Source organism: Amycolatopsis sp. CA-230715 (assembly GCF_018736145.1).
GTDB lineage: Bacteria > Actinomycetota > Actinomycetes > Mycobacteriales > Pseudonocardiaceae > Amycolatopsis.
Window position 1 is genome coordinate 3,907,957 of sequence record NZ_CP059997.1, and the last position, 23,775, is coordinate 3,931,731.

Annotated in this window: 28 protein-coding genes; 12 read left to right on the plus strand and 16 right to left on the minus strand. The window is 69.9% G+C overall.

All coding sequences use genetic code 11. The features are described from left to right. Positions 1 to 18 precede the first annotated feature (18 nt). Together HUW46_RS18435 and HUW46_RS18440 are read left to right on the plus strand one after the other, a co-directional pair. The gene (locus HUW46_RS18435; RefSeq protein ID WP_215548447.1) at positions 19 to 1,161 is read left to right on the plus strand and encodes a C45 family peptidase; all 1,143 of its coding nucleotides are present in this window, start codon (positions 19 to 21) and stop codon (positions 1,159 to 1,161) included. Positions 1,162 to 1,237: 76 nt separating this feature from the next. Next, complete coding sequence (locus tag HUW46_RS18440) at positions 1,238 to 2,746, plus strand: MFS transporter (RefSeq protein ID WP_215548448.1); 1,509 nt, start codon at positions 1,238 to 1,240, stop codon at positions 2,744 to 2,746. A 10-nt stretch (positions 2,747 to 2,756) separates the two neighbouring features. On the opposite strand, the gene HUW46_RS18445 is transcribed toward HUW46_RS18440, so the two are convergent. The 3 genes from HUW46_RS18445 to HUW46_RS18455 are packed head-to-tail and all read right to left on the minus strand — an operon-like array spanning position 2,757 to position 4,456. Next, on the minus strand, positions 2,757 to 3,314 hold the full coding sequence (locus HUW46_RS18445) for a DUF4262 domain-containing protein (RefSeq protein WP_331477271.1): 558 nt from the start codon (positions 3,312 to 3,314) through the stop codon (positions 2,757 to 2,759). A gap of 52 nt (positions 3,315 to 3,366) precedes the next feature. After that, positions 3,367 to 3,849: a nuclear transport factor 2 family protein gene (locus tag HUW46_RS18450; protein ID WP_215548450.1), complete on the minus strand. Its 483-nt coding sequence runs from the start codon at positions 3,847 to 3,849 to the stop codon at positions 3,367 to 3,369. Next, the gene (locus tag HUW46_RS18455) at positions 3,815 to 4,456 is read right to left on the minus strand and encodes a TetR/AcrR family transcriptional regulator (RefSeq protein WP_215548451.1); all 642 of its coding nucleotides are present in this window, start codon (positions 4,454 to 4,456) and stop codon (positions 3,815 to 3,817) included. The genes HUW46_RS18450 and HUW46_RS18455 overlap by 35 nt, the downstream gene beginning before the upstream one ends. Positions 4,457 to 4,588: 132 nt before the next feature. Here HUW46_RS18455 and HUW46_RS18460 point away from each other — a divergent pair, with 132 nt between their 5' ends. The 3 genes from HUW46_RS18460 to HUW46_RS18470 are packed head-to-tail and all read left to right on the plus strand — an operon-like array spanning position 4,589 to position 6,590. Continuing rightward, on the plus strand, positions 4,589 to 5,014 hold the full coding sequence (locus HUW46_RS18460) for a hypothetical protein (RefSeq protein WP_254126297.1): 426 nt from the start codon (positions 4,589 to 4,591) through the stop codon (positions 5,012 to 5,014). A gap of 17 nt (positions 5,015 to 5,031) precedes the next feature. Continuing rightward, complete coding sequence (locus HUW46_RS18465) at positions 5,032 to 5,394, plus strand: YciI family protein (protein ID WP_215548452.1); 363 nt, start codon at positions 5,032 to 5,034, stop codon at positions 5,392 to 5,394. Then, a complete protein-coding gene (locus tag HUW46_RS18470; RefSeq protein ID WP_215548453.1) occupies positions 5,394 to 6,590 on the plus strand; it encodes an RNA polymerase sigma factor in 1,197 nt (398 codons plus the stop codon). Before HUW46_RS18465 ends, HUW46_RS18470 begins: the two co-directional genes overlap by 1 nt. Positions 6,591 to 6,596: 6 nt before the next feature. On the opposite strand, the gene HUW46_RS18475 is transcribed toward HUW46_RS18470, so the two are convergent. Further along, positions 6,597 to 7,058, minus strand: a complete 462-nt coding sequence (locus HUW46_RS18475; RefSeq protein ID WP_215548454.1) for a VOC family protein — start codon at positions 7,056 to 7,058, stop codon at positions 6,597 to 6,599. Continuing rightward, positions 7,055 to 7,627, minus strand: coding sequence for a DinB family protein (locus HUW46_RS18480; RefSeq protein WP_215548455.1), 573 nt, complete (start codon positions 7,625 to 7,627; stop codon positions 7,055 to 7,057). The genes HUW46_RS18475 and HUW46_RS18480 overlap by 4 nt, the downstream gene beginning before the upstream one ends. Positions 7,628 to 7,689: 62 nt before the next feature. Here HUW46_RS18480 and HUW46_RS18485 point away from each other — a divergent pair, with 62 nt between their 5' ends. Next, positions 7,690 to 8,631, plus strand: coding sequence for a helix-turn-helix transcriptional regulator (locus tag HUW46_RS18485; RefSeq protein WP_254126299.1), 942 nt, complete (start codon positions 7,690 to 7,692; stop codon positions 8,629 to 8,631). A gap of 165 nt (positions 8,632 to 8,796) precedes the next feature. Then, the gene (gene lhgO, locus HUW46_RS18490; RefSeq protein WP_215548457.1) at positions 8,797 to 9,996 is read left to right on the plus strand and encodes an L-2-hydroxyglutarate oxidase; all 1,200 of its coding nucleotides are present in this window, start codon (positions 8,797 to 8,799) and stop codon (positions 9,994 to 9,996) included. On the opposite strand, the gene HUW46_RS18495 is transcribed toward lhgO, so the two are convergent. The 7 genes from HUW46_RS18495 to HUW46_RS18525 all read right to left on the minus strand — a co-directional run bounded on the left by HUW46_RS18495 (position 9,971) and on the right by HUW46_RS18525 (position 16,694). After that, on the minus strand, positions 9,971 to 10,975 hold the full coding sequence (locus tag HUW46_RS18495) for a DUF3558 family protein (protein ID WP_215548458.1): 1,005 nt from the start codon (positions 10,973 to 10,975) through the stop codon (positions 9,971 to 9,973). The genes lhgO and HUW46_RS18495 overlap by 26 nt on opposite strands. A gap of 98 nt (positions 10,976 to 11,073) precedes the next feature. Then, positions 11,074 to 12,099, minus strand: coding sequence for a DUF3558 family protein (locus HUW46_RS18500; protein WP_256451434.1), 1,026 nt, complete (start codon positions 12,097 to 12,099; stop codon positions 11,074 to 11,076). Between the two features lie 49 nt (positions 12,100 to 12,148). Then, positions 12,149 to 13,414 (minus strand): serine--tRNA ligase, encoded by a 1,266-nt coding sequence (gene serS, locus HUW46_RS18505; RefSeq protein WP_215548460.1) that lies wholly within the window; start codon positions 13,412 to 13,414, stop codon positions 12,149 to 12,151. 47 nt (positions 13,415 to 13,461) lie between these two features. Then, positions 13,462 to 14,367: a haloalkane dehalogenase gene (locus HUW46_RS18510; RefSeq protein WP_215548461.1), complete on the minus strand. Its 906-nt coding sequence runs from the start codon at positions 14,365 to 14,367 to the stop codon at positions 13,462 to 13,464. 54 nt (positions 14,368 to 14,421) lie between these two features. Further along, positions 14,422 to 14,871, minus strand: a complete 450-nt coding sequence (locus HUW46_RS18515) for a DUF350 domain-containing protein (RefSeq protein WP_215548462.1) — start codon at positions 14,869 to 14,871, stop codon at positions 14,422 to 14,424. A 58-nt stretch (positions 14,872 to 14,929) separates the two neighbouring features. Further along, positions 14,930 to 16,096 carry a glutathionylspermidine synthase family protein gene (locus tag HUW46_RS18520; RefSeq protein WP_215548463.1) on the minus strand — a complete coding sequence of 389 codons (1,167 nt, stop codon included), beginning with the start codon at positions 16,094 to 16,096 and terminating at the stop codon, positions 14,930 to 14,932. Between the two features lies 1 nt (position 16,097). Beyond that, entirely contained in the window at positions 16,098 to 16,694 is a 597-nt protein-coding gene (locus tag HUW46_RS18525; RefSeq protein WP_215548464.1) for a hypothetical protein, read from the minus strand. A gap of 111 nt (positions 16,695 to 16,805) precedes the next feature. Here HUW46_RS18525 and HUW46_RS18530 point away from each other — a divergent pair, with 111 nt between their 5' ends. Both HUW46_RS18530 and HUW46_RS18535 read left to right on the plus strand, forming a co-directional pair. Beyond that, complete coding sequence (locus HUW46_RS18530; RefSeq protein ID WP_215548465.1) at positions 16,806 to 17,777, plus strand: septum formation family protein; 972 nt, start codon at positions 16,806 to 16,808, stop codon at positions 17,775 to 17,777. Next, positions 17,777 to 18,127, plus strand: coding sequence for a metallopeptidase family protein (locus HUW46_RS18535; protein ID WP_215548466.1), 351 nt, complete (start codon positions 17,777 to 17,779; stop codon positions 18,125 to 18,127). The genes HUW46_RS18530 and HUW46_RS18535 overlap by 1 nt, the downstream gene beginning before the upstream one ends. Positions 18,128 to 18,338: 211 nt before the next feature. Here the strand turns inward: HUW46_RS18535 and HUW46_RS18540 are convergent, their stop codons facing one another. The 3 genes from HUW46_RS18540 to pheA form a co-directional block, all read right to left on the minus strand. Then, the gene (locus tag HUW46_RS18540; RefSeq protein ID WP_215548467.1) at positions 18,339 to 18,959 is read right to left on the minus strand and encodes a DUF4232 domain-containing protein; all 621 of its coding nucleotides are present in this window, start codon (positions 18,957 to 18,959) and stop codon (positions 18,339 to 18,341) included. A 478-nt stretch (positions 18,960 to 19,437) separates the two neighbouring features. Beyond that, positions 19,438 to 20,052: a histidine phosphatase family protein gene (locus tag HUW46_RS18545; RefSeq protein ID WP_215548468.1), complete on the minus strand. Its 615-nt coding sequence runs from the start codon at positions 20,050 to 20,052 to the stop codon at positions 19,438 to 19,440. After that, on the minus strand, positions 20,049 to 20,954 hold the full coding sequence (gene pheA, locus HUW46_RS18550; RefSeq protein ID WP_215548469.1) for a prephenate dehydratase: 906 nt from the start codon (positions 20,952 to 20,954) through the stop codon (positions 20,049 to 20,051). Before pheA ends, HUW46_RS18545 begins: the two co-directional genes overlap by 4 nt. A gap of 90 nt (positions 20,955 to 21,044) precedes the next feature. On the opposite strand from pheA, the gene HUW46_RS18555 reads away from it, so the two are divergent. The 3 genes from HUW46_RS18555 to HUW46_RS18565 all read left to right on the plus strand — a co-directional run bounded on the left by HUW46_RS18555 (position 21,045) and on the right by HUW46_RS18565 (position 23,091). Beyond that, positions 21,045 to 21,668, plus strand: coding sequence for a macro domain-containing protein (locus tag HUW46_RS18555; protein ID WP_254126300.1), 624 nt, complete (start codon positions 21,045 to 21,047; stop codon positions 21,666 to 21,668). Between the two features lie 189 nt (positions 21,669 to 21,857). Continuing rightward, positions 21,858 to 22,790: a type I pantothenate kinase gene (coaA, locus tag HUW46_RS18560; protein WP_215548471.1), complete on the plus strand. Its 933-nt coding sequence runs from the start codon at positions 21,858 to 21,860 to the stop codon at positions 22,788 to 22,790. Positions 22,791 to 22,935: 145 nt separating this feature from the next. Further along, a complete protein-coding gene (locus HUW46_RS18565) occupies positions 22,936 to 23,091 on the plus strand; it encodes a hypothetical protein (RefSeq protein WP_215548472.1) in 156 nt (51 codons plus the stop codon). Here the strand turns inward: HUW46_RS18565 and HUW46_RS18570 are convergent. Further along, positions 23,088 to 23,696, minus strand: coding sequence for a glycoside hydrolase family 25 protein (locus HUW46_RS18570; protein ID WP_215548473.1), 609 nt, complete (start codon positions 23,694 to 23,696; stop codon positions 23,088 to 23,090). The two genes, HUW46_RS18565 and HUW46_RS18570, sit on opposite strands and share 4 nt — an antisense overlap. Positions 23,697 to 23,775 lie beyond the last annotated feature (79 nt).

Consider the following 23,775-nt stretch of genomic DNA (forward strand, 5'->3'; position numbering starts at 1 on the left):
GCGCGGACGCTGACGCCCATGACGCACACCAGCACGGTCGTCGCGGGCGGCGACCACGAGTTCATGACCGTCCGCCATCTCGTCGCCGAAGGCGACCAGGTCAGCATCGGGCACGCGATCGGCCAGGAAGCGCGCGCCCGCGCCGACTGGGCGCCGACCACCATCGATCCGCGCGTCGGCAGGGCGCGCCGCGTGTGGTTCGAACGGAACTGGCGGGCGCACTACACCAGGCTGTCCGGGATCGCGGCCGCCTACGGGATCGACCCCGAGCGCGACGACCTCAGCTTCGACGGGATCGACAGCCTGCCAGCGGGTTCCGGCTGCTCCGCGGTCGCCGTGCCCGCTTCGTCCACTGTGGACGGTCACGGGCTGACCGGCCGGAACTACGACTTCTTCACCAGCAGCTTCGAAGACCTCATCGCCGAGTTCGGCGGCGGCGAACCGGCCGCGAACTCCGCGCCACCGATGGCTTCGCGGCCGTACGTGCTCACCACCAGGCCGCAGCACGGGCTCGCGTCGACCGTGGTCACCATGGGCGATCTCGACGGGGCCACCGAGGGCATCAACGAAGCCGGGCTCGTGGTGGCGCTGCTGCTCGCCGACGTCACTGGCGTCGAGCCGCCGTCCGCGACCACCCCGCTCGCCGGGCTCGGCGTGATGCAGGTGCCGAGGTACCTGCTCGACACCTGCGAAGACGTGGAGCAGGCCGAGATCGCGTTGCGAACCGCGAAGCTGTACGACCACGGCGTCGGCATCCACTACCTCGTCGCCGACGCGTCCGGCCGCTCGTTCGTCTGGGAACGCGGCGCGCGCGACGCCGAGTACGTGCTCACCGGCGACGGCCCGCTGTGCGTCACGAACCACCCGCTGCACCGCTACCCGGACGTCGCGGACCTGCCCGCCGACACCGACGAGTCGATGCACACCTACGAACGCGCGCGCACGCTCACGAAGAACACCGGCGACGGCGCGGTTTCCGGCGCTTCGCTGCGCGCGGCGATGGACTCCGTCGCCATGCCCGCGACGCCCGGCGCGCCGTGGCGCACGCTGTGGCGTTCGGTGTTCGACCACGACGCCAGGACCATGTCCACGCGGTTCTACCTCGGTGACTCCTCGGACGAAACCGCGCGGTACAGCGAAGAAGTGAGCTTTCGGCCATGAGCGACGCTTGCGAGCGAATCGAAGACACCATGCGCCAAAAGGAATCGAACACTGTCTCGCGGAGCGAGGCGATCGCATGAGCGACGTATCCGCGCGGCGGAGATGGTCCGCGCTCGCCGTCTGCTGCCTCGCCCAGCTGCTCATCACGCTCGACCTGACCGTGCTGCACCTCGCGGTGCCCAAACTGCTCGAAGACCTCCGCCCCACCGCGACGGAATTCCTGTGGATCACCGACATCTACGGGTTCACCCTCGCCGGTTTCCTGGTCACGATGGGAAATCTCGGCGACCGGATCGGCCGCAAGAAGCTCCTGCTGATCGGTTCGACGGTGTTCGGCGCCGCGTCGCTCGCCACCGCGTTCGCGCCGAACGTGGAGCTGCTCATCACCGCACGCGCGCTGCTCGGCGTCTCGGCGGCGACATTGATGCCGTCGACGCTTTCGATCGTCCGCAACGTGTTCACCGACGCCAAGCAGCGCACCATGGCCATCGGGCTGTGGAGCGGGGTGGCGATCCTCGGCATCGGGTTCGGCCCGGTGATCGCCGGGTTCCTGCTGTCGTACTTCTGGTGGGGCTCGGTGTTCCTGGTGAACGTGCCCGTGGTGGCGGTGCTCGTGCTCGCCGGTGCCTTCGTGCTGCCGGAGTCGCGGAACCCGAAGCCGGGCAGGCTCGACGCGGGCAGTGTCGTGCTCTCGATCGCGGGCATGATCGCGATCGTCTACACCATCAAGGAAATCGCCCACCGCGGTTTCGGGCACGCGGACGTGCTGATCGCCGCGATCGCCGGGGTGACCGCGCTGGCGCTGTTCGTGCGGCGCCAGCGGCACCTCGCCGAACCGCTCATCGACGTGAAACTGTTCAGGCAGCGGGCGTTCAGCGCGACCGTCGGCGTCACGCTCGTCGCGATGTTCGTGCAGCTCGCGACCTCCCTGGCCACCGCGCAGTACTTCCAGCTCGTGCTGGGCTGGTCGCCGATCCGGTCCGGGCTCGCCGGGCTGCCTGGCATGGCGGGCGCGCTGGCGGGCGGCGCGCTGTGCGGGCTCGTGGTGTCGAAGATCGGGCGCGCCGCGACCGTGGCGATCGGCTGCGCCCTGTCCGCGGCCGGGTTCCTCGGGCTCGCGCAGGTCGGCGTCGACACCGGCTACCCGTACGTCGCCGCGGTGATGGTGGTCTTCGGCGCCGGGGTGGCGAGCACCCTGACCGTCGCCACCGACACCGTGCTCGGCGCCGTCCCGAAGGAACGCGCCGGTGCCGCGTCGGCGATCTCGGAAACCGCCAACGAACTGGGCGCGGCACTGGGCATCGCGATCCTCGGCAGCGTACTGACCGCGGTCTACCGGTCGCGGCTCGATCTGCCCGGCTTTCCCGACAGCGCAAAGGAAACACTCGGCAGCACCGTCGCCTTCGCCCAGCAGCTCCCCGCCGCGGGCCCCGTGATCCGGCACGCGCAGGAGGCGTTCATGACCGGCCTGCAAACCACGATGTACGTCTCCGCTGGCCTCCTCGCGGTGCTGGGCGTGGTCGCGCTGATCGGGCTGCGGGGCGTGCCGAAGGTGATCGAAGAACCCGAACCGGTGGCCGCCTGATCCCCCGGTTCTAGTCGATTTCGGTCCAGCGGCCCTCCGGGTGCTCGTCGGCCGCCAGCCACATCATCGGCTGGAGGCCGGCGAGCCGTTCGTCGAACCCCTCGTCGCCGGGGAACCTGCCGTCGTCGTCGGCCCAGTTCAGTTGCAGGAACGGCACTTCCGGTGCGCCCGAATAGAACTGCCGCGCGAGGGCGAGCACGCTCCACGTCCAGCTCGGGTCCACTTGCCGCAGGCGCAGCCCGGCACCGGGCATCTCGACGAGGTCGACGAGCTGGCCTGCCGGTATCGGTTCCCGGCTCGCCGCGGCGCCGGTCGCGACCAGTTCCAGCACTTCCGTGCTCTCCGCCTTGTCGAGACCGAAGATCGCCATCTCCGGGAAGCGGTAGGAATGCCACAACCCCAGCGTGTAACCGACCGGGGAGCCGCCGTAGGTATGCGTCGTCACCGACCATCCGCGCTCGGCGATCTCGCCGCGCACATGGCGGAACCACCGGGCGAGCGGCTGGCCGCTCCACTCGGCTTCATCTCGGCAAACGGGACAACGGCAGGAGACGGATTTCGAGCGCACCCGAAAACGCTAGCGCCCCGGTACGACAAAACGGCACGGCTGATCTCGGCGGCTAGCGCTTCGGTCCGGCGAGCGGGACGGCGAACCGGTCGCCGCTCCGCACCATGCCCAGAAGTGGTTTGCTCAGCACGGAAAGCACGCGCGCCGCCCACGGCCGCCCGTTGCGGCGCGCGATTCCGGGGCCGAACGCGTCCATCATCGCGACCGCGCCGGGAAGCGTTCGCACGAACAGCGTGGCCTCGACGATCAAGCCGTCTTCGAGCTTCAGCAGGGTCGCTTCTTCGACGTCCTCGCCGCGCACCGTGGCGCGATAGACCACGACGCGCGTGTGCTCGTCGCCGACGTCGGTGTGGAAGCGCACGTCTTCGAGGTGTTCGAACGCGACCGCCAGCAGATCCCTGAGCTGGTCGTGGCCGGTGAAGCGGACGCGGTTCGTCAACGGCGAGCGCAGGACGACGTTGTCCGCGAAGGTCGAGAGCGCCAAGTCGACATCACCGGTCTCAGCGGCTTTCCGGTACCGATCCGTGGTTTCCATCGTTCCTCCCGAGCAGTGCCCCCAACCCACGCCAGAGCAGGTCGGTGGTCAGTGCGACGACGTCCTCGCGGGGCACGTCGCGGTTGTGCCACCACCAGGTGGCGATGGCGTTGAGCGCGCTCTTGGCCGCTTCGGCGAGCGCTTCCCCGGCCCGCGCGCGCGGCAGGTTCGCGGTGAGCGCGAGTTCGGGCGCCTGCAGGAAAACGGCGGTGAGGCGCTCCGTCGCACGCCGCTGTCCTCGCCGGTGCACCTCGGCGACCGCGGGATCGGCGGGGGTCTCGGCGAAGATCATCCGCATGCCGCGCTCGTTGCTCTCCAGCCAGGCGAAGATGACGTCGACCCGCGAGCGAAGGACCTGCTCGACGTCACCGCGTTCCGGGACGCCGGCCCATCCGGCCAGCAGACTGTCCACTTCGGATTCGAGCAGCGCGGCGTACAGGTCCGCTTTGGACGGGAAGTGGTCGTAGAGCACCGGCGTGGTGATCCCGGCCGCCGTCGCGACCTCCCGCATGCCCGCCGCGTCGTACCCGGCCTCGGCGAATACCCCGCCTGCCGCGGCGATGATCCGCTCGCGGCGCTCCTGCCTGCTCAAACGCTTACCTGACATCGGTTAGGTACGTTACCTGACGGCCGTCAGGTTGTCGAGTTCCGAAAAACTTCGCGGCGCGATGTCGAAGCGGCGGAGACGGCTCCGAGGTATCAGGCGCAAGGATCCGATGACCCCGGAAAGGACCCGGTCATGACCGAAACGATCACCACCGACGAGTTGCGGCGGCTCGGCAGGCTAGTCGGCACCTGGGAGGTGTCCGGCGGCGTCACCGGCACCACCACGTTCGAATGGTTCGAGGGCGGCTTCTTCCTCGTCCAGCGCGGCGATCTCCACCACGACGGCCACCACGTCCGGATGACGGAGTTCATCGGCCGCGAGCACCTGTTCGGCGAGGAGCCCGGCACCGAGATCAAGTCGCGGGTGTACGACGTCGAGGGCAACACGCTCGACTACGTCTACGAACTCGACGGCGACGTCCTCACCATCTGGGGCGGCTACCGGGGCTCACCCGGCTACTTCCGCGGCGAGTTCGGCGCCGACGGCGACCGGCTCACCGGCGACTGGGTGTACCCGGGCGGCGGCTACCACGCCACAATGGTCCGGGTTTCGGCCTGATCAGGGGGAGGACGATCGTGAAATACCTGCTGCTCGCCTACACCGGCCAAGCGGGCTGGGACACCGTGGACGTCACCAGTCCCGAGTTCGCCGCCGTGTGCGAGTTCTACGAACAGCTCACCAGCGAGCTGACCGCGTCCGGTGAACTGCTCAGCACCGAAGGACTGGCCCATCCGGCGATGTCCAGGACCGTCCGCAAGGGCGGCGACGGACCGGTGGCGAGCGACGGCCCGTTCGCCGAGGCCAAGGAGGTATTGGCCAGCTTCGCGATCCTCGACTGCGAAAGCCACGACCGCGCGATGGCCATCGCCGCGCGGATCGTCGACGCCGTCGGCGACACCGTGGAAGTGCGGCCGATCATGCAGGGTCCGCCGAGCTGATGACGGCGGACCGCCGCGCGGAGGACCTGTGGCGCGAACTGGCGCCGCAGGTCCTCGGCGCGCTCGTGCGCCGGTACGGGCACTTCGACACCTGCGAAGACGCCGTGCAGGAAGCGCTGCTCGCGGCTTCGCGGCAGTGGCCGGAGCAGGGCGTCCCCGAGGAGCCGCGCACGTGGCTGATCCGGGTCGCCTCGCGCAGGCTCGTCGATCTTCTCCGCAGTGAACGGTCCAGAAAGGACCGGGAAACCGCGGTGCCGACCCCGGACGTGGCGCCCGACCCGGCGCCGGTTTCCGACGACTCGCTCACGGTGCTGTTCCTGTGCTGCCACCCCGCGCTGAGCGCCCCGTCGCAGATCGCGCTGACGCTGCGCGCCGTCGGCGGCCTGACCACCGGCGAGATCGCGCGCGCCCTGCTCACCCCGGAAACGACCGCGGGGCAACGGATCAGCAGGGCCAAGAAGACGATCAAGTCCTCGGCGCTGCCGTTCCGCGCGGATCCCGAACGGCTTCCCGCGGTGCTGCAGGTGCTGTACCTGATCTTCAACGAGGGCTACACGGGCACGTCGGGCGAGCGGCTGGACCGGGTCGAGCTGGCGACCGAGGCGATCCGGCTGGCGCGCATGCTGCACCGAGGACTTCCCGACGACGGCGAAGTGGCGGGGCTGCTCGCCTTGATGCTGCTCACCGACGCGCGTCGGAACGCGCGCGCGACCTCCGACGGGCTGCCGGTCCCGCTCGCCGAGCAGGATCGGACGCGCTGGGACCACGCGATGATCGCCGAAGGTGTCGCACTGCTGACCGGGGCGATGGCGCGCGCTCAGCCGGGCCCGTACCAACTGCAGGCCGCGATCGCGGCGGTGCACGACGAAGCGGCGCGCGCCGAGGACACCGACTGGCCGCAGATCCTCGGCCTCTACCACCTGCTGGAGCCGATGGCGGCGAGCCCGGTGGTCACCCTGAACCGTGCCGTCGCCACCGCGATGGTGCACGGCCCGGCGGCCGGACTGTCCCTTTTGGACACCCTGCGGGACGACGAGCGCTTGCGCCGCAACCACCGCTACGCCGCCGTTCGCGCGCATCTGCTCGAATTGGACGGTGCTCGCGAGCTGGCCGCCCGTAGCTACCGGGAAGCCGCGAAACTGACCACGAACATCCCCGAACAGCGCTACCTGCTCGCCCGCGCCGCCCACCTGTGAAGCGCGTCAGTCCAAACAGAACTCGTTGCCTTCGGGATCGGTCAGCACGATGTGGCCGCCGCCCATCGGCGGCTCCGGTTCCTCGCGGTGCACCCGCGTCGCGCCCAGTGCGACGAGCCGGGTGCACTCGGCCTCCAGTGCCGCCATCCGTTCCTCGCCGCGCAGCCCCGGGGCCGCGCGGACGTCGAGGTGGACGCGGTTCTTGGCGATCTTGTTTTCGGGAACCTGCTGGAAAAAGACGCGCGGACCGACACCGTCCGGGTCCTCGATGGCGGATCGCGTGTTGCGTTGATCCTCCGGCACGCCAATGCGTGCGAGGAATTCGTCCCACGCGGCGAGGGGGTCCGCGCCGCCGGGCAGCTCGACGCCCGGCGGGCCGGGGTGGACGTAACCCAGCGCGGCGCACCAGAAAGTGGACAGCGCCCGCGGGTCGTGGGCGTCGAACGTGACCTGGATCTGGCGGCTCATCGGGTCGCTCCGGTTTTCGTGTGCAGGTGGAGGTCGCGCAGCAGGCAGACCTCGGACAGGTGGTGGATCAGCTCGCGGTGGATGTGCAGCACCAGGTCGGCCGTCGACGCTTCGGGATAGGGCTCCTTGTCCCCGACCGGGATCAGGAGCCCTTCTTCGCCGAGGCCGCGCAGCCCGGTCAGCCAGACGTCGAGCTGCTCCTCGAGCTGTTGGAGCGCGGCGGCCGCGGTGCCCGCGTACTCCCAGGTTTCGTACGACGTGGACGGGGCGCCGAAATGCGCGGCGTTGCGCATGGCGAGGACGCCGACGATGACGTGCCCGAGCCGCCAGGCGATCGTGGTGAAGGGCGCGGGATCCGGTGTGGGGAAGGCGTAGTCGATCGTGAAGTCGCCGCCGCCCGCCTGCACGGGCGCCGTCGCGCTGCCGCGAGGCCGCACGCTCCAGGCGTCGGGTACCGGTTCCCAGAAGTACTCGTCGTCGGTGAGGCCGTCGAGCCGGGCTCGGACCTGGTGGTTCCAGTGCCACTCCCACTGCTCGCGCAGTGCTCGGTTCCAGTCGTGTTCGGTCATGGGGTCACCCTGACACCCCTAGCGGACAGATCCGGTCCGCTATCTCTGCCAAGGTGGGTGGCGTGGACGTTTCCGGGAGCGCGGAGCGGGTGCTCACCCTGCTCGGGCTGCTGCAACAACGGCAGGTCTGGACCGGCCCCGAACTGGCCGGACGGCTCGGGGTCACGCCGCGCACGGTGCGGCGCGATGTCGAACGGCTGCGCACGCTCGGCTATCCAGTGCATGCCAGCCAGGGCGTCGGCGGCGGCTACCAGCTCGGCGCCGGGCAGGACCTGCCGCCGCTGCTCCTCGACGACGAAGAAGCGATCGCCACCACGGTTTCGCTCCTCGGCGGTGTCGCCGACGCCGACGCCGCGCTGCGGGCGCTGGCCAAGCTCGACCAGGTGCTGCCCGTCCGGCTGCGGCACGAGGTGCGCGCGCTGTCCGGCTCGGTGGAGTCCTTCGGCGGCGGCCGCACTCCCGTCGGCCCCGAGGTGCTCATGACCTTGGCCAGGGCGTGCCGCGACGAGGTCGAGATCGGTTTCGGCTACCGCTCGGCGGCGGAACCGCGGCGGGTCGAGCCGTACCGCCTCGTCTCCTCCGACCGGCGTTGGTACCTGCTCGCCTACGACCTCGACCGCGACGGCTGGCGCAGCTTCCGCGTCGACCGGATGACCGGCGTGACCGCGCGGACCTGGCGCTTCCGCCCGCGCGCCGCGCCCGACGCGGCGGCGTACGTGCAGGAAGGCGTGGCGAGCCGGGTCTACCCGCACCAGGCGCGCTTCCTCGTGCACGCCCCGGCCGACACGGTGCGCGCGCAGATCTCGGCATCGGCGGCCGTGGTACGACCGCGGGACGACGACCGGTGCGAGGTGCTCAGCGGCGGCGCCAACCTCGACTTCGTGCTCATGCACGTACTCGCGCTGGGCCACGACTTCGCGGTGCTCGAACCCCCGGAACTCGCGCGGCGATGCCGTGTGCTGGCCGGAAAACTCCTGGCAGCCGCCCCCGAACCGCACGAGTGATCCCTTTCGTACGCCTAGGGGAGCCCCTGATTTCAACGTTACCGCGACGCACCGACAGTTCTGGATCACCGCGATCAGTTTGGGATCACCGCGATCCACCGCCCCGGGCGGCCGTGTCTCTCCCCCTTTCCGCCCGCCGCGCCGACTTGCGTAGGCTCGGATCCCGTGCGCGAAGTCGTTGTGATCGGTGGCGGGATCGTCGGCCTCGCCGTGGCCTGGGAGCTGCGGCAGCGGGGTGTCGGCGTCACGGTGCTGGAAAAGGAAGACCACTGGGCGGCCCACCAGACCGGCCACAACTCCAATGTGGTGCACGCCGGGCTGTACTACAAGCCGGGCTCGTTCAAGGCACGCATGTCGGTGGCGGGCAACAGGTCCATCGTCGACTTCGCGAAGGAGCACGGCGTCGGCGTCGAGGTGTGCGGCAAGCTCGTCGTCGCGACCTCCGAGTCCGAACTGCCCGCGCTGGCCGTGCTGGCCGAGCGCGCCGAAGCGAACGGCGTCCCGGCGAAGGTGGTCAGCGCCGCGGAAGCCCGCGAGTACGAGCCCGAGGTCGCGTGCGTGAGCGCGCTGCGCGTCGAGTCGACGGGGATCATCGACTTCCCCGGCATCTGCGCCGCGCTCGTCCGCCTGCTCGAAGAGTCCGGCGCCGACCTGCGGCTGTCCACGCCCTCACTGGGCATCCGGCCGGGCGCCACCGGCGGCGTCGAAATCGCCACCGGCCGCGAGGTGCTGCGCGCCGACGCGCTGGTCAACTGCGCTGGCCTGCACTCCGACCGCGTCGCCCGCCTCGCCGGCGTCACCCCGCGCGCCAGGATCGTGCCGTTCCGCGGCGAGTACTACGAGCTCCGCCCCGAGCGGCGGCACCTCGTCCGCGGCCTGATCTACCCGGTGCCCGACGCGTCGCTTCCGTTCCTCGGGGTGCACCTCACGCGGATGCTCGACGGCAGCGTCCACGCGGGACCGAACGCCGTGCTCGCGCTGCGCCGCGAGGGCTACCGCTGGGGCGACGTGTCCGTGAAGGACCTCGCCGAGGTCGCCAGGTACTCCGGCGCCTGGAACCTCGCGAAGAAGTACGCCTACCCGATCGGCCTCGACGAGGTCCGCCGCTCGTTCTCGAAACGCCGGTTCGCCGCGAGCCTCGCGAAGCTGGTGCCCGCCGTCGGCCCCGACGACATCGTGCGCCACGGCTCCGGCGTCCGCGCGCAGGCGCTGCTCCCGGACGGCTCGATGGTCGACGACTTCCTGATCGAGACCGCGCCGAACCAGGTGCACGTCCTCAACGCGCCGTCACCGGCCGCGACCAGCGCGCTGGAGATCGGAAAGCACGTCGCGGACGAGGTCAGCCAGTCGGCAACTTCGCGCTGATCAGCGGGATCGCCGCGCGGATCTGCTCGCACGCCTTCGCCGGGTCGTTGTTGTTGCCGCTGGTGATCTTGACCGACGACTTCTCCGAGAACGGCAGGATCGCCCAGCACTGCTTCGGGTTGCCGTCCGGGTTGGTGAACAGGTCCCACGAGCGCGCGCCCGCCTTGATCTGCTCGTCGGCCTTCTCGTCGGTGTAGTTGACGTCCGCCTCGGACTTGTCCGCGGCCAGCGACACGTAGAGCAGCTGGAACCCGCTCGCCTCGGCGGGCTCCCACTCGCATCCCGGCGGCGTCGTGCTCTTCGGCGACCTGCCCTCGCCCGTCTTGCGGCCCGGCGCGGCGATCTGGAACTGGGCCAGTTCGGCCGTGCTCAGCAGGTCACACGGCTCGACGGTGGCGAGCGGGCTCGGCGCGGGCTTCGGCTTCGGCGTCAGCGGAGGCGCCGGGGAACCGCCGGGAAGGTGCGCGGCGACCTGCGGCATCGCCAGCTTCGCCAGCTCGCAGGCCTTGCTGGTGTCCTTGTTGTTGTTGCTCTCCACCATCGCGAACGAGGTGTCCGCCAGCCGCGTCGCGTACAGGCAGTTGCCCGCCCCGGCGAGGCTGTCGTACTGCGACCACTGCAGGCCGCCGTAAGCCTCCGGCGGCTTCGGCTGCGTGCCGCCGAAGAAGTCCTCCAACGCGATGTCCACCGTGTAGTAGACGCCCAGCTGGTCGTCGACGCCCGCGTCCGGGTCGTCCGGCTTCCACTCGCACGACGCGGGAACCTCCTGCGCCTTCCGCTCCGGCGTCAGCTTGCCGTTCGGCGGGAAACCGAGCCCGGCGAGCTGCTCCGGCAGCAGCAACCCGCACGGATCGTTCGGATCCTTCGGCGGCGGCACCGGCTTCGCCCCCGGCGCCGGCGCGGCGACCCCCGCGACCGTCGACGTACAACCCCCGGCGAGCAACACCGCGGCGGCCAGCAGGCCGAGCCTTACCTTCACGAACACACTCCTCGCGTCACTCCGCGGGGAGTCTAACCGCGATCACCGGCGCCGCCCCGCGGAATCCCGAGATGGGCGACCTCCCGTCGCGCGGCCCATCACCCAGCCGGGAGCCGGGGCGTGACAAGCGGAATCGCCTGCCGTATCTGTTCACACGCCTTGGCCGGATCGCTCCAGTTCGCGCCCGTCATCTTCACCGCCGCGTGTTCCCCAAAAGGAAGTATGGCTTCGCATTTCGAACGTCCGCCACCAGGACTCAGATTGAGCTCCCAGGTGCGATCTCCCGATTTGACCTGCTCGTCGGGCTTCTCCCCGGTAGTGGCATCGAGCTCGGCCGCCGACTTGTCGTAGAGGTACAAACTGAGCATCCCGTGGACGTTCTCGTCCGTCGGATCCCACTCACACCCCGGCGGCAAATGGCCGATCGTGTCCGTGGGATCGCGGTCCTTCCCGACCTTTCGCCCCGCGCCTGTCAGGTGCAGCGGAGGGAGTTCAGCCGCTGTGAGCAGATCACAGGGCTCCAGCGCGGCTAGCGGACTCGGCGGTGGCTTGGGCTTCGGAGTCAGTGGCGGCGCGGGCTGACCGCCCGGAAGATGCGCGGCGACCTGCGGCAACGCTAGTTTCGCCCGATCGCACGCTTTCGAGAAATCGGCGTCGTTCTCGCTGCCCACCTCCACGAAGGACATCGGACCGAGCTTGACCGCCAAATCGCAGGAACTCGGCCCGAGCAGCGACTCGTACCGGCCCCAGGTGAAACCACCGGCTTGCATCTGTTCGATCGGCGCCTTGCTGTTGTGGTAGTCCTCGATCGGGATTGCGGTGCTGTACATGACTGTCAGGCTGTCCCTCGCCGAGGAATTGCCCTCTTCCTCCTCAGCCATGTTCCACCCGCAGTGAGCGGGCAACGTCCGCTGCGGCTCGGCCGGGTACAGATGCCCGTCCGGCAACAGGTCCATTCCCGCGAGCTGCTCCGGCGTCAGCAGGCCGCACGGGTCGTTCGGATCCTTCGGCGGCGCCACCGCCTTCGCGCCCGGCGCCGCCGAAGGAACACCGGTCACCGTGGATGTACAGCCTGTGACCGCGCACAGCAGTGCGAGGGCCCCTGCGAATTTCCTCCACCCCATGGCACGATCCTCCCCTGTCGTCCACGCCGGTGCTCGCGGAACCCCGAAATCAGCCCGCAGGGGTCAGCACTTCCCGTCCGCCCAGGAAGGGCCGCAATGCCGCAGGGACGCGGACGGAGCCGTCTTCCTGCTGGTGGTTTTCCAGGATCGCGACGATCCACCTCGTCGTGGCGAGCGTGCCGTTGAGCGTGGCGGCGGCCTGCGGGCGGCCGTTTTCGTCGCGGTAGCGGATGCCGAGCCTGCGTGCCTGGAACGTGGTGCAGTTCGAGGTCGAGGTGAGTTCGCGGTAGGTCTGCTGGCTCGGCACCCACGCCTCGCAGTCGTACTTGCGGGCGGCGGAAACGCCGAGGTCGCCGGTCGCGGTGTCGATGACGCGGTAGGGCACCTCGATCTTCGCGAGCATCTGCTCTTCCCAGTCCAGCAGCCGCGCGTGCTCCGCTTCGGCGTCCTCCGGGCGGCAGAACACGAACATCTCGACCTTGTCGAACTGGTGCACGCGGATGATGCCGCGGGTGTCCTTGCCGTACGAGCCCGCTTCGCGCCGGTAACACGACGACCAGCCCGCGTACCGGCGCGGCCCCGCCGAGAGGTCCAGGATCTCGTCGGCGTGGTACCCGGCGAGCGGGACCTCGGAGGTACCGACGAGGTACAGGTCGTCGTCGCGGAGCCGGTACACCTCGGTCGAGTGCGCGCCGAGGTAGCCGGTGCCCGCCATGATCTCCGGCCGCACCAGCGACGGCGTGATCATCAGGTCGAACCCGTTCGCGGTCGCTTGCGCGGCGGCCATGTTCAACAGCGCGAGCTGCAGCTGCGCGCCGACGCCGGTGAGGAAGTAGAACCGCGAGCCCGACACCTTCGCGCCGCGCTCCATGTCGATGACGCGGAGCCCTTCGGCCAGTTCCAGGTGATCGCGCACGGTGAAATCGAACTCGCGGGGCGTGCCGACGTGCTTGAGCACGGCGTAGTCGTCCTCGCCGCCGACCGGCGGGTCCGGGTGCACGAGATTCGGGACGAGCCGGTGCAGCTCCTCGAACTCCTCCGACGCCGTGCCCTGCTCGGCCTCGGCCGCCTTGACCTCGGCGGCTAGCGTCTTCCCCTTCGCGAGCAGCTCGTCGCGCTCGTCGCCCTTCGCCTTGCCGATCTGCTTGCCGAGCTGCTTCTGCTCGGCGCGCAGCGTGTCGGCGCGGGCGATCGCGGACCTGCGCCGGGTGTCGAGGGAGAGCAGTTTGTCGACCACTCCCTCGTCTTCACCGCGTGCGCGCTGCGAGGCGCGCACGGTGTCCGGGTCTTCGCGCAGGATCCTGGGGTCAATCACGAGAACAGAGGTTAGCCGCCGCCCCCGGCCGGGTTCGAAGCAGTTTCCTACTTCGCGACGAAGCGGGCGATCACCTCGGCGAGTTCGGCCCCGGCGTCCTCCTGCAGGAAGTGCCCCGCACCAGCGATGATCGGGTGCTCGACGCCCTCGGCGCCCTTCATCGAGCGCTGCAGGATCGGCGCCATGCCGCCGGTGATCGGGTCGCCGTCGGAGAAGGCGCACAGGAACGGCAGGTCGAGCGAGGTCAGGGTGGACCACGCCCGCCGGTTGTCCGCGCTCGCCGGATCGTCCGGGCGCACCGGCACCAGGCCGGGCATCGCGCGCGGGCCCGCCTTGTACATCTCGTTCGGGAACGGCGCGTCGTAGGCGGCCTTGACCTCGTCGCTCAGTGTGGTCTTGCACCCGGCCTGCACGAGCCTGCCGATGTCCAGGATCTGCGCGTTTTCCACGGCCTCGCGGAAGGCCCACCACACCTTCGGCATGTCGGTGTCCCCGGAGGGCAGGCCGGTGTTCCCCGCGACGACGGCGGCGAAGCGCTGCGGATGCTCGGCAACCAGCCGCAGCCCGATCAGCCCGCCCCAGTCCTGCCCGAACAGGGTGACCTCACGCAGGTCGAGGTGGTCGAACGCGAGCGCGCGGACCCATTCGACGTGCTTGGCGTAGGTGTGGTCGACGATGTCGTTCGGCTTGTCGGAGCGGCCGAAGCCGACCAGGTCGGGGGCGATGGCGCGCAGCCCGGCGGCCGCCAGCACCGGCAGCATCCGGCGGTACAGGTACGACCACGACGGCTCGCCGTGCAGCAGCAGGACTGGTCTGCCGTCCGCGGGGCCCGCCTCGACCCAAGCCATCCGCACGATCCCGTCGGTGGGGTCGTCGATGTCCGCGTAATGCGGCTCGAAATCGAAGTCGGGCAGGTCGGCGAACCGGTCGTCCGGTGTCCTCAGCAGGCGCACGCGTCCAACGCTAGTGGCCGCGTCAGCCCGCGGCCACCATCGTTCGTGGCGACCTCAGCTGACGCCGACGGCGACCACGAGGCCGAGCGCGAGGTGGGCGGCGGCGACCACGATGCTCGCGGGCGCGAACTTCTCGCTCTCGATCGCGGAGCTGATGTCGATGCGGGTGGCCCATTCGAGCAGCCGCACCGCGAGCACCTGCACAATGATCCCGACCAGGCCGTAGACCAGCGAGGTGATCAGGCCCTCGGTGAGGTCGCTCGCCGAGTTCGCGATCGCCACCACGACGATGAACGCCATGGACAGCAGCCCCGACGCGGTCACCATCACGGCGTTCGGGAGGCCGCGGCGCACCAGCTCGGACAGCTTGCCCGGGGTGGTCCAGTCGATGGCGTAGAACCCGGCGAACATCAGCACGAGGCCGACGACGCCGTACAGCAGTACCGCCCCGATCCCGCGGACGAGATCGTGGCCGAAGGTGTCCGAGAGCGCGAGAGTGGTCACAGGGTCTCCCAGTGGTCGTCAAGAGTCGCGTGTGGATTGTGCCTGGTGGGCGTTTTGTTCACGACTCCGGGATGCGATGCGGGATGAACGCGGCGCCGTCATCGGTCACCAGCCCCGCCGTTTCCCTGATACCGAGGCCCGCGGCGTTGTCGCCGACGATCCACGCGCCGAGCGCGGGCCGGAACCCGTCGAACTCGGGCAGCGGGTCGAACGCCTGGTAGACGTACCCTTCGGCGCCGTAGACACCACTGGTCTGGGTCTCGTACCCGGTGGCCACGATCTGCACGTTCGCGCCTTCGCGCCCGAGCTTCGGCTTGCGCACGTACTCGGTGAGCAGACCGGGGTCGTCGACGAAGGCGGGCAGCAGGTTCGGGTGCCCGGGGTAGTTCTCCCACAGCACGGCGAGCAGCGCCTTGTTGGACAGCAGCATCTTCCACAGCGGCTCGACCCACAGCGTCTTCGGGAGGGTCTCCACGGCGAACTTGCCGAACTCCTCCTCGATGACCCATTCCCACGGGTAGAGCTTCACGACCGTGTTCATCGGCGCCTCTTCGAGGTCGACGAACCGCTTGAGCACCGGGTCCCAGCCGATCTCCTCGATCGCGAGGCCGACCGTGTCCAGTCCCGCCTCGGCCGCGGTCTCCTGCAGGTAGGCGGTGGTGACGTGGTCTTCGCCGGTGGGATCGGCCGTCGACCACGAGAAGTGCAGCTCGTTCGACGGCAGCAGGTCCTTGACCTCGCCCCACCGCTCCACCAGCCGCTCGTGGATCGAATTCCACTGGTCGTCGTCCGGGTGGACGTCGGTCTTCCAGTGCCACTGCACGACCGCGGCTTCGAGCAGGGAGGTCGGGGTGTCGGCGTTGTATTCGAGCAGCTTCGCCGGGCTCTTGCCGTCGTAGCGCAGGTCGAACCGGCCGTAGACGTGCGGGTCCTGCCGCTTCCACGACTCGGCGATGTGCGGCCACACCCATTCCGGGATGCCGAAGTCGCGGTAGCGCTCGGTGAGGATCACGTTCTCGACGGCTTCGAGGCACATCGAATGCAGGACCTCGACGTCCGCCTCGACGGAGAGCACCTCGTCCATTTCGAGCACGTAGTGCACCGACTCGTCCCAGTAGGGGCGCGACTGGCCGGAGCCGTAGCGGGCCGGGGTGCCGAACACCAGGCCCTGCTCCTCGACGATGCGCTCCCAGTCACGCCGTGGCGTGCCGGTCTCCCTGTGCACGTCAGGATCCCCCGCTCTTCCCAGTGCCGCCGGTGCTGCTCTTGCCGCTGATGCCGAACCCGCCGCGCTGCACGGACTTGCCGGACTTGGTGGTGACGTTCGCGTTGGACGGCTTGTCGAAGCTGCCGCCGGAGACGTGGCTGCCGATGGCGCCGGTGCCGCCGTAGTTGTACCGGTAGGAGTGGCCGCCGAGGAAGATGAGCCCGCCGACGCCGGGGTGGTAACCGGGCTGCGACCGCGCGTAGTCGTCGTCGCAGTACTTGTCGTCGACGACGGTGCCGGTGTCCTTGTCGGTACAGAGCGCACTGACGTCCTCCGGGGTGCCCACCGCGTACCAGGCCGCGACGAGACCGACGACGCCGACGGTGACGCCGCTGCCGATCAGGACCTTGCGCCGCGTCTCGGCCTTGCGCTCGAGCTCCTTGTTCGCCGCTTCTTCCTCCTGCTCGGCGATCAGGGCCTGTCTGCGGGCGCGCTGCTCGGCGAGCGTGGGTTCCCTCGGCGTGGTGTTCTCGGCGTCCTGGAACCGCATCGATCCGCGCTTGGGCTGGTCACCGGGAGTGTCCTGCTGCTCCTCGGGAGTGTTGTCTTCCGTCATTCCGCGCTCCGTTACCGCTGGCCACCACATTCGGGCGCTGCCCCGTCCCCGAGCCCCAGCCTATCCACCCGAGGGGTGGCGGGGACCGGGGGCGCGGGCATCATGGAGTAGATGTCGAAATTCGCCGATCGGTTTCGCCTTGCCGACACGACGCTCGGTACCCGCCTGGTCATGGGCGGTGTCTTCGTCGGCGCCATCCTCGCGCTCGCGCTGAGCGTCACGTTTTCGTGGGGCGGTGACGTGAAGGGCGGAGCGGGCGGTGGCCGGGCCGGTGAGTCCGAGTCCGCGCAGGCCGCGTTCCACTCGCCGCCGGGAAGCTGCCTGCAGTGGGACCAGCCGGACGCGGGCGACATCCACGTCGTGCCGTGCCCCCAGGCACACCAGTTCGAGGTGACCGGGGTGGTGAACATCGGCGACCGCTACCCCAAGGACGCGCCGTCGCCGGATCTCGCGCAGTGGCGCGGCCTGGCCCAGGAACGCTGCTCGGACGGTGCGGAGAAGTACCTCGGCAAGCCGCTCGACCCGTACGGCCGCCTGACCGTGAGCGCGCTACGCCCCGGCGAGGATGAGTGGAAGGACGGCGCCCGCGAGCTGCGGTGCGTCCTGCAGTGGGCGGGGCCGGGCGGGCAGTTGCAGAAGCTGACCGGTTCGGCGAAGGACCAGCAGCAGGCGAACATCTGGGACACCGGGACCTGCCTGGCGCTGGCCGGGAAGACGGTCGGCGACCCGATCGACTGCGCGCAGCCGCATTCGTACGAGATGGTCGGCGTGCTCGATCTGAAGACGAAGTTCAAGGACTACCCGTCGCAGACCGATCAGAAGGCCTGGCTCGACACCGAGTGCTCGAAGGCCGTCATGGACTACACCGGCGGCGGGGACTACTCGGCGCAGAAGCTGATCCTGACCTGGGACGTCCGGGAGCAGGAGAGCTGGGCCGCCGGGTCGACGAAGGTGAACTGCAAGGTCGCCGCGAAGCTGACCGACGGCAGCGGGCTGGCGCCGGTGTCCGGCACGATCCGGAAGGCGGGCCCGGCGCCGTCGCAGCCCGCCGGCCCGCCGCCGAGCAGCTCCGGCGGCGGCTGATGCCCGTCGAGATGAGCCCTGACCGGTTCGAGGAACTGGTCGCGGACGCGCTGGACCAGGTGCCCGCGGACTTCGCCAACGCGATGGACAACGTCGTCGTGCTCGTGGAGCCGCACAACGAGGACGAACCGGGCATTCTCGGGCTGTACCACGGGATCGCGCTGACCGAGCGCACCTCCGACTACGGCGGGGTGCTGCCGGACCGCATTTCGATCTACCGCGAACCGCTGCTGGACATGTGCGATTCGGAGGCGGAGGTCGTGGAAGAGGTCCTGATCACCGTGGTGCACGAGGTCGCGCACCACTTCGGCATCGACGACGCGCGGCTGCACGAGCTGGGCTGGGGCTGACCGATGGCACCGGCTTCGCCGCCGACGTCTGCGATGTGTCCTCTTTGGACTCAGTGTGGGCGTTCGCGGCGGATTTCCTCGCCGCGAACGGCGCGCCGCACGGAAGGCCGTGACGGGGCCGGTTCTGGCACGGTCGCGCGCCGCGTTCGCCGCACTATCTGCCGTCGACGCGGCGCGAGCGGCTGTGGGCGTACTGCGCCGAACGGACCGGTTACTCGCCCGCGCCCTTCTGAAGCGTGCGGACGAGGAGCTGGTTGCCGGGGATCTTGTCGTTGGCGCACCCGGTGCCGGGCGCCTCGATGAACAGCGAATCCCGTTCCTGCGGCGGAAAGACCCGCAGGCCGCGGACCGGTTCGGGGTTGCAGATCGCCTCGTCGTAGTTGGCGACGGTGGCGAATCCGATGTCGGCCGACGCGACCTGGCCCTTGCCGAGTTTGATCGCGGGCCCCTTCGTACCGTCGCGGTACGCGGCGGCGCCGACCTGGTGCCCGTCGGCGCCCGAGACGTAGGAGACGCCGGGGAAGCCCTGGATGGTGCAGTCGTGGTCGCTGACGTTGGTGAACAGCAACGGCCGGTAGGTCGTGCCCGCGGCGGCGCCGCCCCTGCCGAGCGAGAGCTTGAGGTCCTTCGCCTTGCAGAGGCCGTCGTCGGGCTTGGTCGTGGTGGGCGCTGGGCTTGTGGGCGCCGGGCTGCCGCTCAACGGCGGCGCCGAACTCGAGGTGGGCGCGCTGCTCACCGTCGGCGAGGACACGGGGTTGGTGCCGCAGGCGGCGAGGACGGCGGCCAGCGCCACACCACTCGCCGCCACCGCGATCTCCGACGTTCGCGCCATGGGTTCCACCTCCCTGGTCCGAGTACCCCCGAGGGACGTGCGGCCGGTATCGGCGGTTGCGCCCGCACTTTTGTCACCAGCCGTGGCAGAACATGGTGAAAGTACAACGGAAAGTGTGATCTGGTGCGCGGAGCCTCTCTCATCCGGGTGAGATCCGGCCGGAATCCACCGCTACCGAAGACACCCAGAGTGCGCGGGGATCACCCTCGCTGTGGACAACCGACACGGACTGTGGACAGCCCCGGGAGCGTCGGCGGGCGGGCAGTATGACAGCCCTCGAACCACACCGGGAACCGGGTACCACAAACCCGAACCCAAAGCCCTGACCAGGGAAAATCGCCCCTATACCGGTACCAGGAAAGCCCCCACCCTTCCCGGGGGGCGACCCCGCTCCAGCCTACCGCTACTCCCCGCTCGGTCGGGTGAAACGGGGAGTTATCCACAGGCTGAGGGGCGGTGTGGACAACTGCGGGGCGCGCTACATCGGGGCGCCGGCCCAGCTTTCGCAGTGCCAGCCGCCGGCGCGCGCTTCCAGGACGACGCGGGCGGTGTTCGCGAGCAGTTCGTTGTCCGCGACCTCGGGGCGCACGTTGTCGCACAGCCATTCGGCGCCGAGCCGGATCGCGCCGCCGTGGCTGACCAGCACGATGTCACCAGCCGGATCGGCTTCCTCGTGCTTCGCGCGCAGTTCGGCGACCGCGGCCAGGTACCGGGACCGCACCTGCGCGCCGCTCTCGCCACCGGGCATCGAGCCCGAGAGATCACCCTGCGTCCACGGGTGCACCACGGCCAGGTAGGTCGCGATGGCTTCCTCGTCGTTGCGGCCTTCGAGATCACCGGCCTGCACCTCGTGCACGCCTTCGACGAGCCGCACGTCGAAGCCGAGCGACGCGGCGAGCGGCGCGGCCGTTTCCCGCGCCCTGGTCGCGTACGACGAGTAGACGGCGGCCACCTCGAGACCGTCGAACGCCGCCACCAGCGCCTCGGCCTGCTGCCGCCCGAGATCGGTCAACGACGGGCCGGGCAGCGCCGTGTCCAGGACTTTGCGCACGTTCGCGGTGCTCTGCGCATGCCGCACCAGGTGCAGTCTCACGCGACACCGCCCTTCCGCACCGCTTCGACCCATTCACTGGCTGCGACGAAATCCGCGTTCTCCGCACCGGGTTCGCTGCTACCCGGCATCCCGTCGGCCCTCGGGTGCGAACCGAGGAAACGGACGCTGCAGCGGCGACGCAACGCGGCGACGGCATCGCCGATCCGCGGCTCGGCAAGGTGGCCTTCGAAGTCGATGAAGAAGTGGTACTCGCCGAAGTTGTTCTTCGTCGGCCTGGCATCGAGCCTGGTCAGGTTGATCCCCCTGGTCGCGAGCTCGGTCAGCAGCGCGGCGAGCGTGCCGGTCCGATTCGCGGCGGCGGCCACCACGGACGTGCGGTCCGCGCCGGTCGGCTCCGGCAGCGGGCCCGGCGGCCGCAGCAGCAGGAACCGGGTGCGCGCATCGGCCACGTCCGCGACCCCGGTCGCCAGCACGGTCAACGGGTAGTGCTCGACGGCCACCGGCGCCGTGACAGCGGCGTCGTACTCGCCACCCCGCACGCCGACCGCGGCGCTCGCCGTCGACGACGACGCCACCGGCTGGGCGTCGGGCAGGTTCGCTTCCAGCCAGTGCCGCACCTGCGCCAGCGCGTGCGGATGACTGGCGACGGTCCGGATCGGCGCGCCGTCACCGCGCGTCAGCACGCTGAAGTGCACCGGGAGCAGCGCTTCGGCGACGGCGACGAGCGGCTCCCCTTCGACGAGACCGTCCAAGGTGGCGGTGACCGGGCCCTCCACCGAGTTCTCCACGGGCACGCACGCCGCGTCCGCGTCACCCGCGCGCACCGCGGCGAGCGCCTTCGGAATCGTGTCGGCGGGCACCAGTTCCCCCGCGTCGCCGAAAGTGCGCGCGGCCTGTTCCGAGAAGGTCCCCCGCGGCCCGAAATACGCGATCCGTGTCACGCCGCCAGGCTACGCAGTGGTGGAGTTTCACTCAGACAGCCGGTAGGTGAATCGATGACGCGGGCCGGGGTTCTTTGCCATGCTGTAGGCGTGACCGCCGAACCAGGCACGCACACCACGCACAAGACCGCAGAACGCAAGGGCGTGCTCCGCACGCCGGAACTGGTGCTGTGCGCTGTCGAAGAACCGCTTGCCCGCGCGTGGGAATCCGTGGTGGACGCACTGTCTCATTCGGACTCGGTGGTGCGCGTCCACCGGGGCTCGGTGCTCGACGTGCTCGCGCACGCGGTGGTCAGCCCCGCCAACTCCTACGGCTGGATGCGCGGCGGCATCGACGCGGTCTACGCGCGCACGTTCTCCGAGGTCGAGCAGAACGTCCGCAGCGCGGTGCTCGCCTACCACGGCGGCGAGGTGCCGATCGGGGAAGCGGTGGTGGTGCCGACCGGCGCACCGGCGCCGCAGTGGCTGATCAGCGCACCGACCATGCGCGAACCCGGCGAGCTGCTGCCCGCGGACACCGTGCACCCGTACCTCGCGGCCAAGGCGGTGTTCCTGCTGTGGCGCGACGGCACGCTCGAAGACGGGCCGGGCGTGCGCGACGCGGTCGACGTGATCGCGATGCCGGGGCTCGGCACCGGGATCGGCGGCGTGCCCCCCGAGGTCTGCGCGCGCCAGGTCGCCGCGGCGTGGAGCGAGGTCTTCCCCACTCCGTAACACCGGGTCACGAATAGAACGCCTGTTCTGGGAAAACCCGGCCAGGCCCGGGAAAAGCCACTCACCCAAGGTCACGACTTCGGCGGCGTGTACTACGTCACAGCGCGTTTACGCCCGGTAAGCCCTACCGTTGGTACCGCGTTACGCAGAAGACCAAGCACCGGCCCACCGACGGGCGAGGAGTATGCGATGCCGCGGGTGCGTGAGCTCAGTCCCTACGTGGAACTGCACCGGGAACAGTGGCGGGAGCTGCGGCGCGCCACCCCGCTCCCCCTGACCGCCGAAGAGCTGCTCCGCCTCCGCGGGCTCGGTGAACAGGTCGACCTCGCGGAGGTCGCCGAGGTCTACCTCCCGCTGTCCAGGCTGATCAACCTCCAGGTCGCCGCGCGGCAACGGCTCTACGAAGCCACCACGACGTTCCTCGGCGAGGACTGCCGCAACACGAAGGTGCCGTTCGTGATCGGCATCGCGGGCAGCGTCGCGGTCGGCAAGTCGACCACCGCGCGCCTGCTGCGCACCCTGCTCGCCCGCTGGCCCGATCACCCCAGGGTCGACCTGGTGACCACCGACGGGTTCCTGTACCCGGGCGCGGAGCTGACCCGCCGCGGGATCATGCACCGCAAGGGTTTCCCGGAGAGCTACGACCGCAGGGCGCTGCTGCGGTTCGTCGCGGACGTGAAATCGGGTGCCGACCGGGTGAGCGCGCCGGTCTACTCGCACCTGGCCTACGACATCCTCCCCGGCCACGAGCAGGTCGTGGAGAAGCCGGACATCCTGATCATCGAAGGGCTCAACGTCCTGCAGCCCGGCCCGAGGCTGACCGTCTCGGACCTGTTCGACTTCTCGATCTACGTCGACGCGCACACCTCGGACATCGAGCACTGGTACATCGAGCGGTTCCTCAAGCTGCGGCACACCGCGTTCTCCGACCCGGCCTCGCACTTCCACCACTTCGCCGGTCTCCCCGACGACGAGGCGCGCGACGAGGCGCGGCACCTTTGGCGCACCATCAACGAACCGAACCTCGTGGACAACATCCGCCCCACGCGTCCCAGGGCGACACTGGTGCTGCGCAAGGACTCCGATCACTCCATCAACCGCGTCCGGTTGCGCAAGCTCTGAGTTCCGCCACTCTCCGGAAGCACACCCTCGGCCGTTCGGCCGACCCCGTGCCGCCAGCAGTAACCGGTTGGCCGATTCCCCCTTCGCGGCCCGCCAGCGACCCTTGGTAGGAGAAAACCATTCCTGACCAGGGAGGAGGCGCACGATGTTCTCGACGATCATGACCTGGATCGGCGCCATGCTCGGCGTGACGATCCTGCTCGCCACGGCCGTTGGCGCGTTCGCCCTCGACCTCTTCGACGAGAAGCGCGAGCGGTCGGCGCCGCGGGAGACGGAACCGACCGCCCCGCAAGGCCACTAGAGCCGGAAGTTGCCGAGGCCGAAGGAGCCTACGGTGGCGTTGCGGTCGACCGTGCCCGCGATGCCGGGCACCGTGCCCTTGTTGCTGTGCTGGTGCACCGCGAGCCGCGGATGCCCCCAGCCGGGGTTGCCGGGATCGCCGTTGTAGCGCGCGATCCAGAGCAGCACCCCGTCGTCGGCCCACTCGTCGGGCCGCAGGATCGTGGTCCACCAGTTGAGGTTGGCGTAGACCAGTACCCCGTGCACACCGGTGCGCTGCCGGAACTGGGCGATGAAGTCCCGGACGAAACCGTTGGGGTCACCGAACCCGCTGGCCTCCATGTCGAGCGCGGGCCACGCGCTGCCCGGCGCGAGCAGACCGCGTTCGTTGAGCCGGTCCGCGAAGTGCGCGACCTGCGCGCCCACGTCGACCGGGCGCGCGAAGTGGTAACCGCCCGCGGCGATCCCGGCGCCGCGGGCCCCGTCGGCGAAGCCCGCGGCCTTCGGGTCCACGTAGTCGGTGGACTCGGTGACCTTCAGCAAGGCGTACGTGATGTTGTTCCCGCGGACCGCTTTCCAGTCCTGCACGTTCTGGTAGTGCGAAACGTCGACGCCGTAGTCGGTCATCGGAATGCTCCTCCCCGCGCGACTTCACCGGAATTCCACTGTCCCAGCACGCGGCGATCACGCCCCGCTGAGCGGCCCG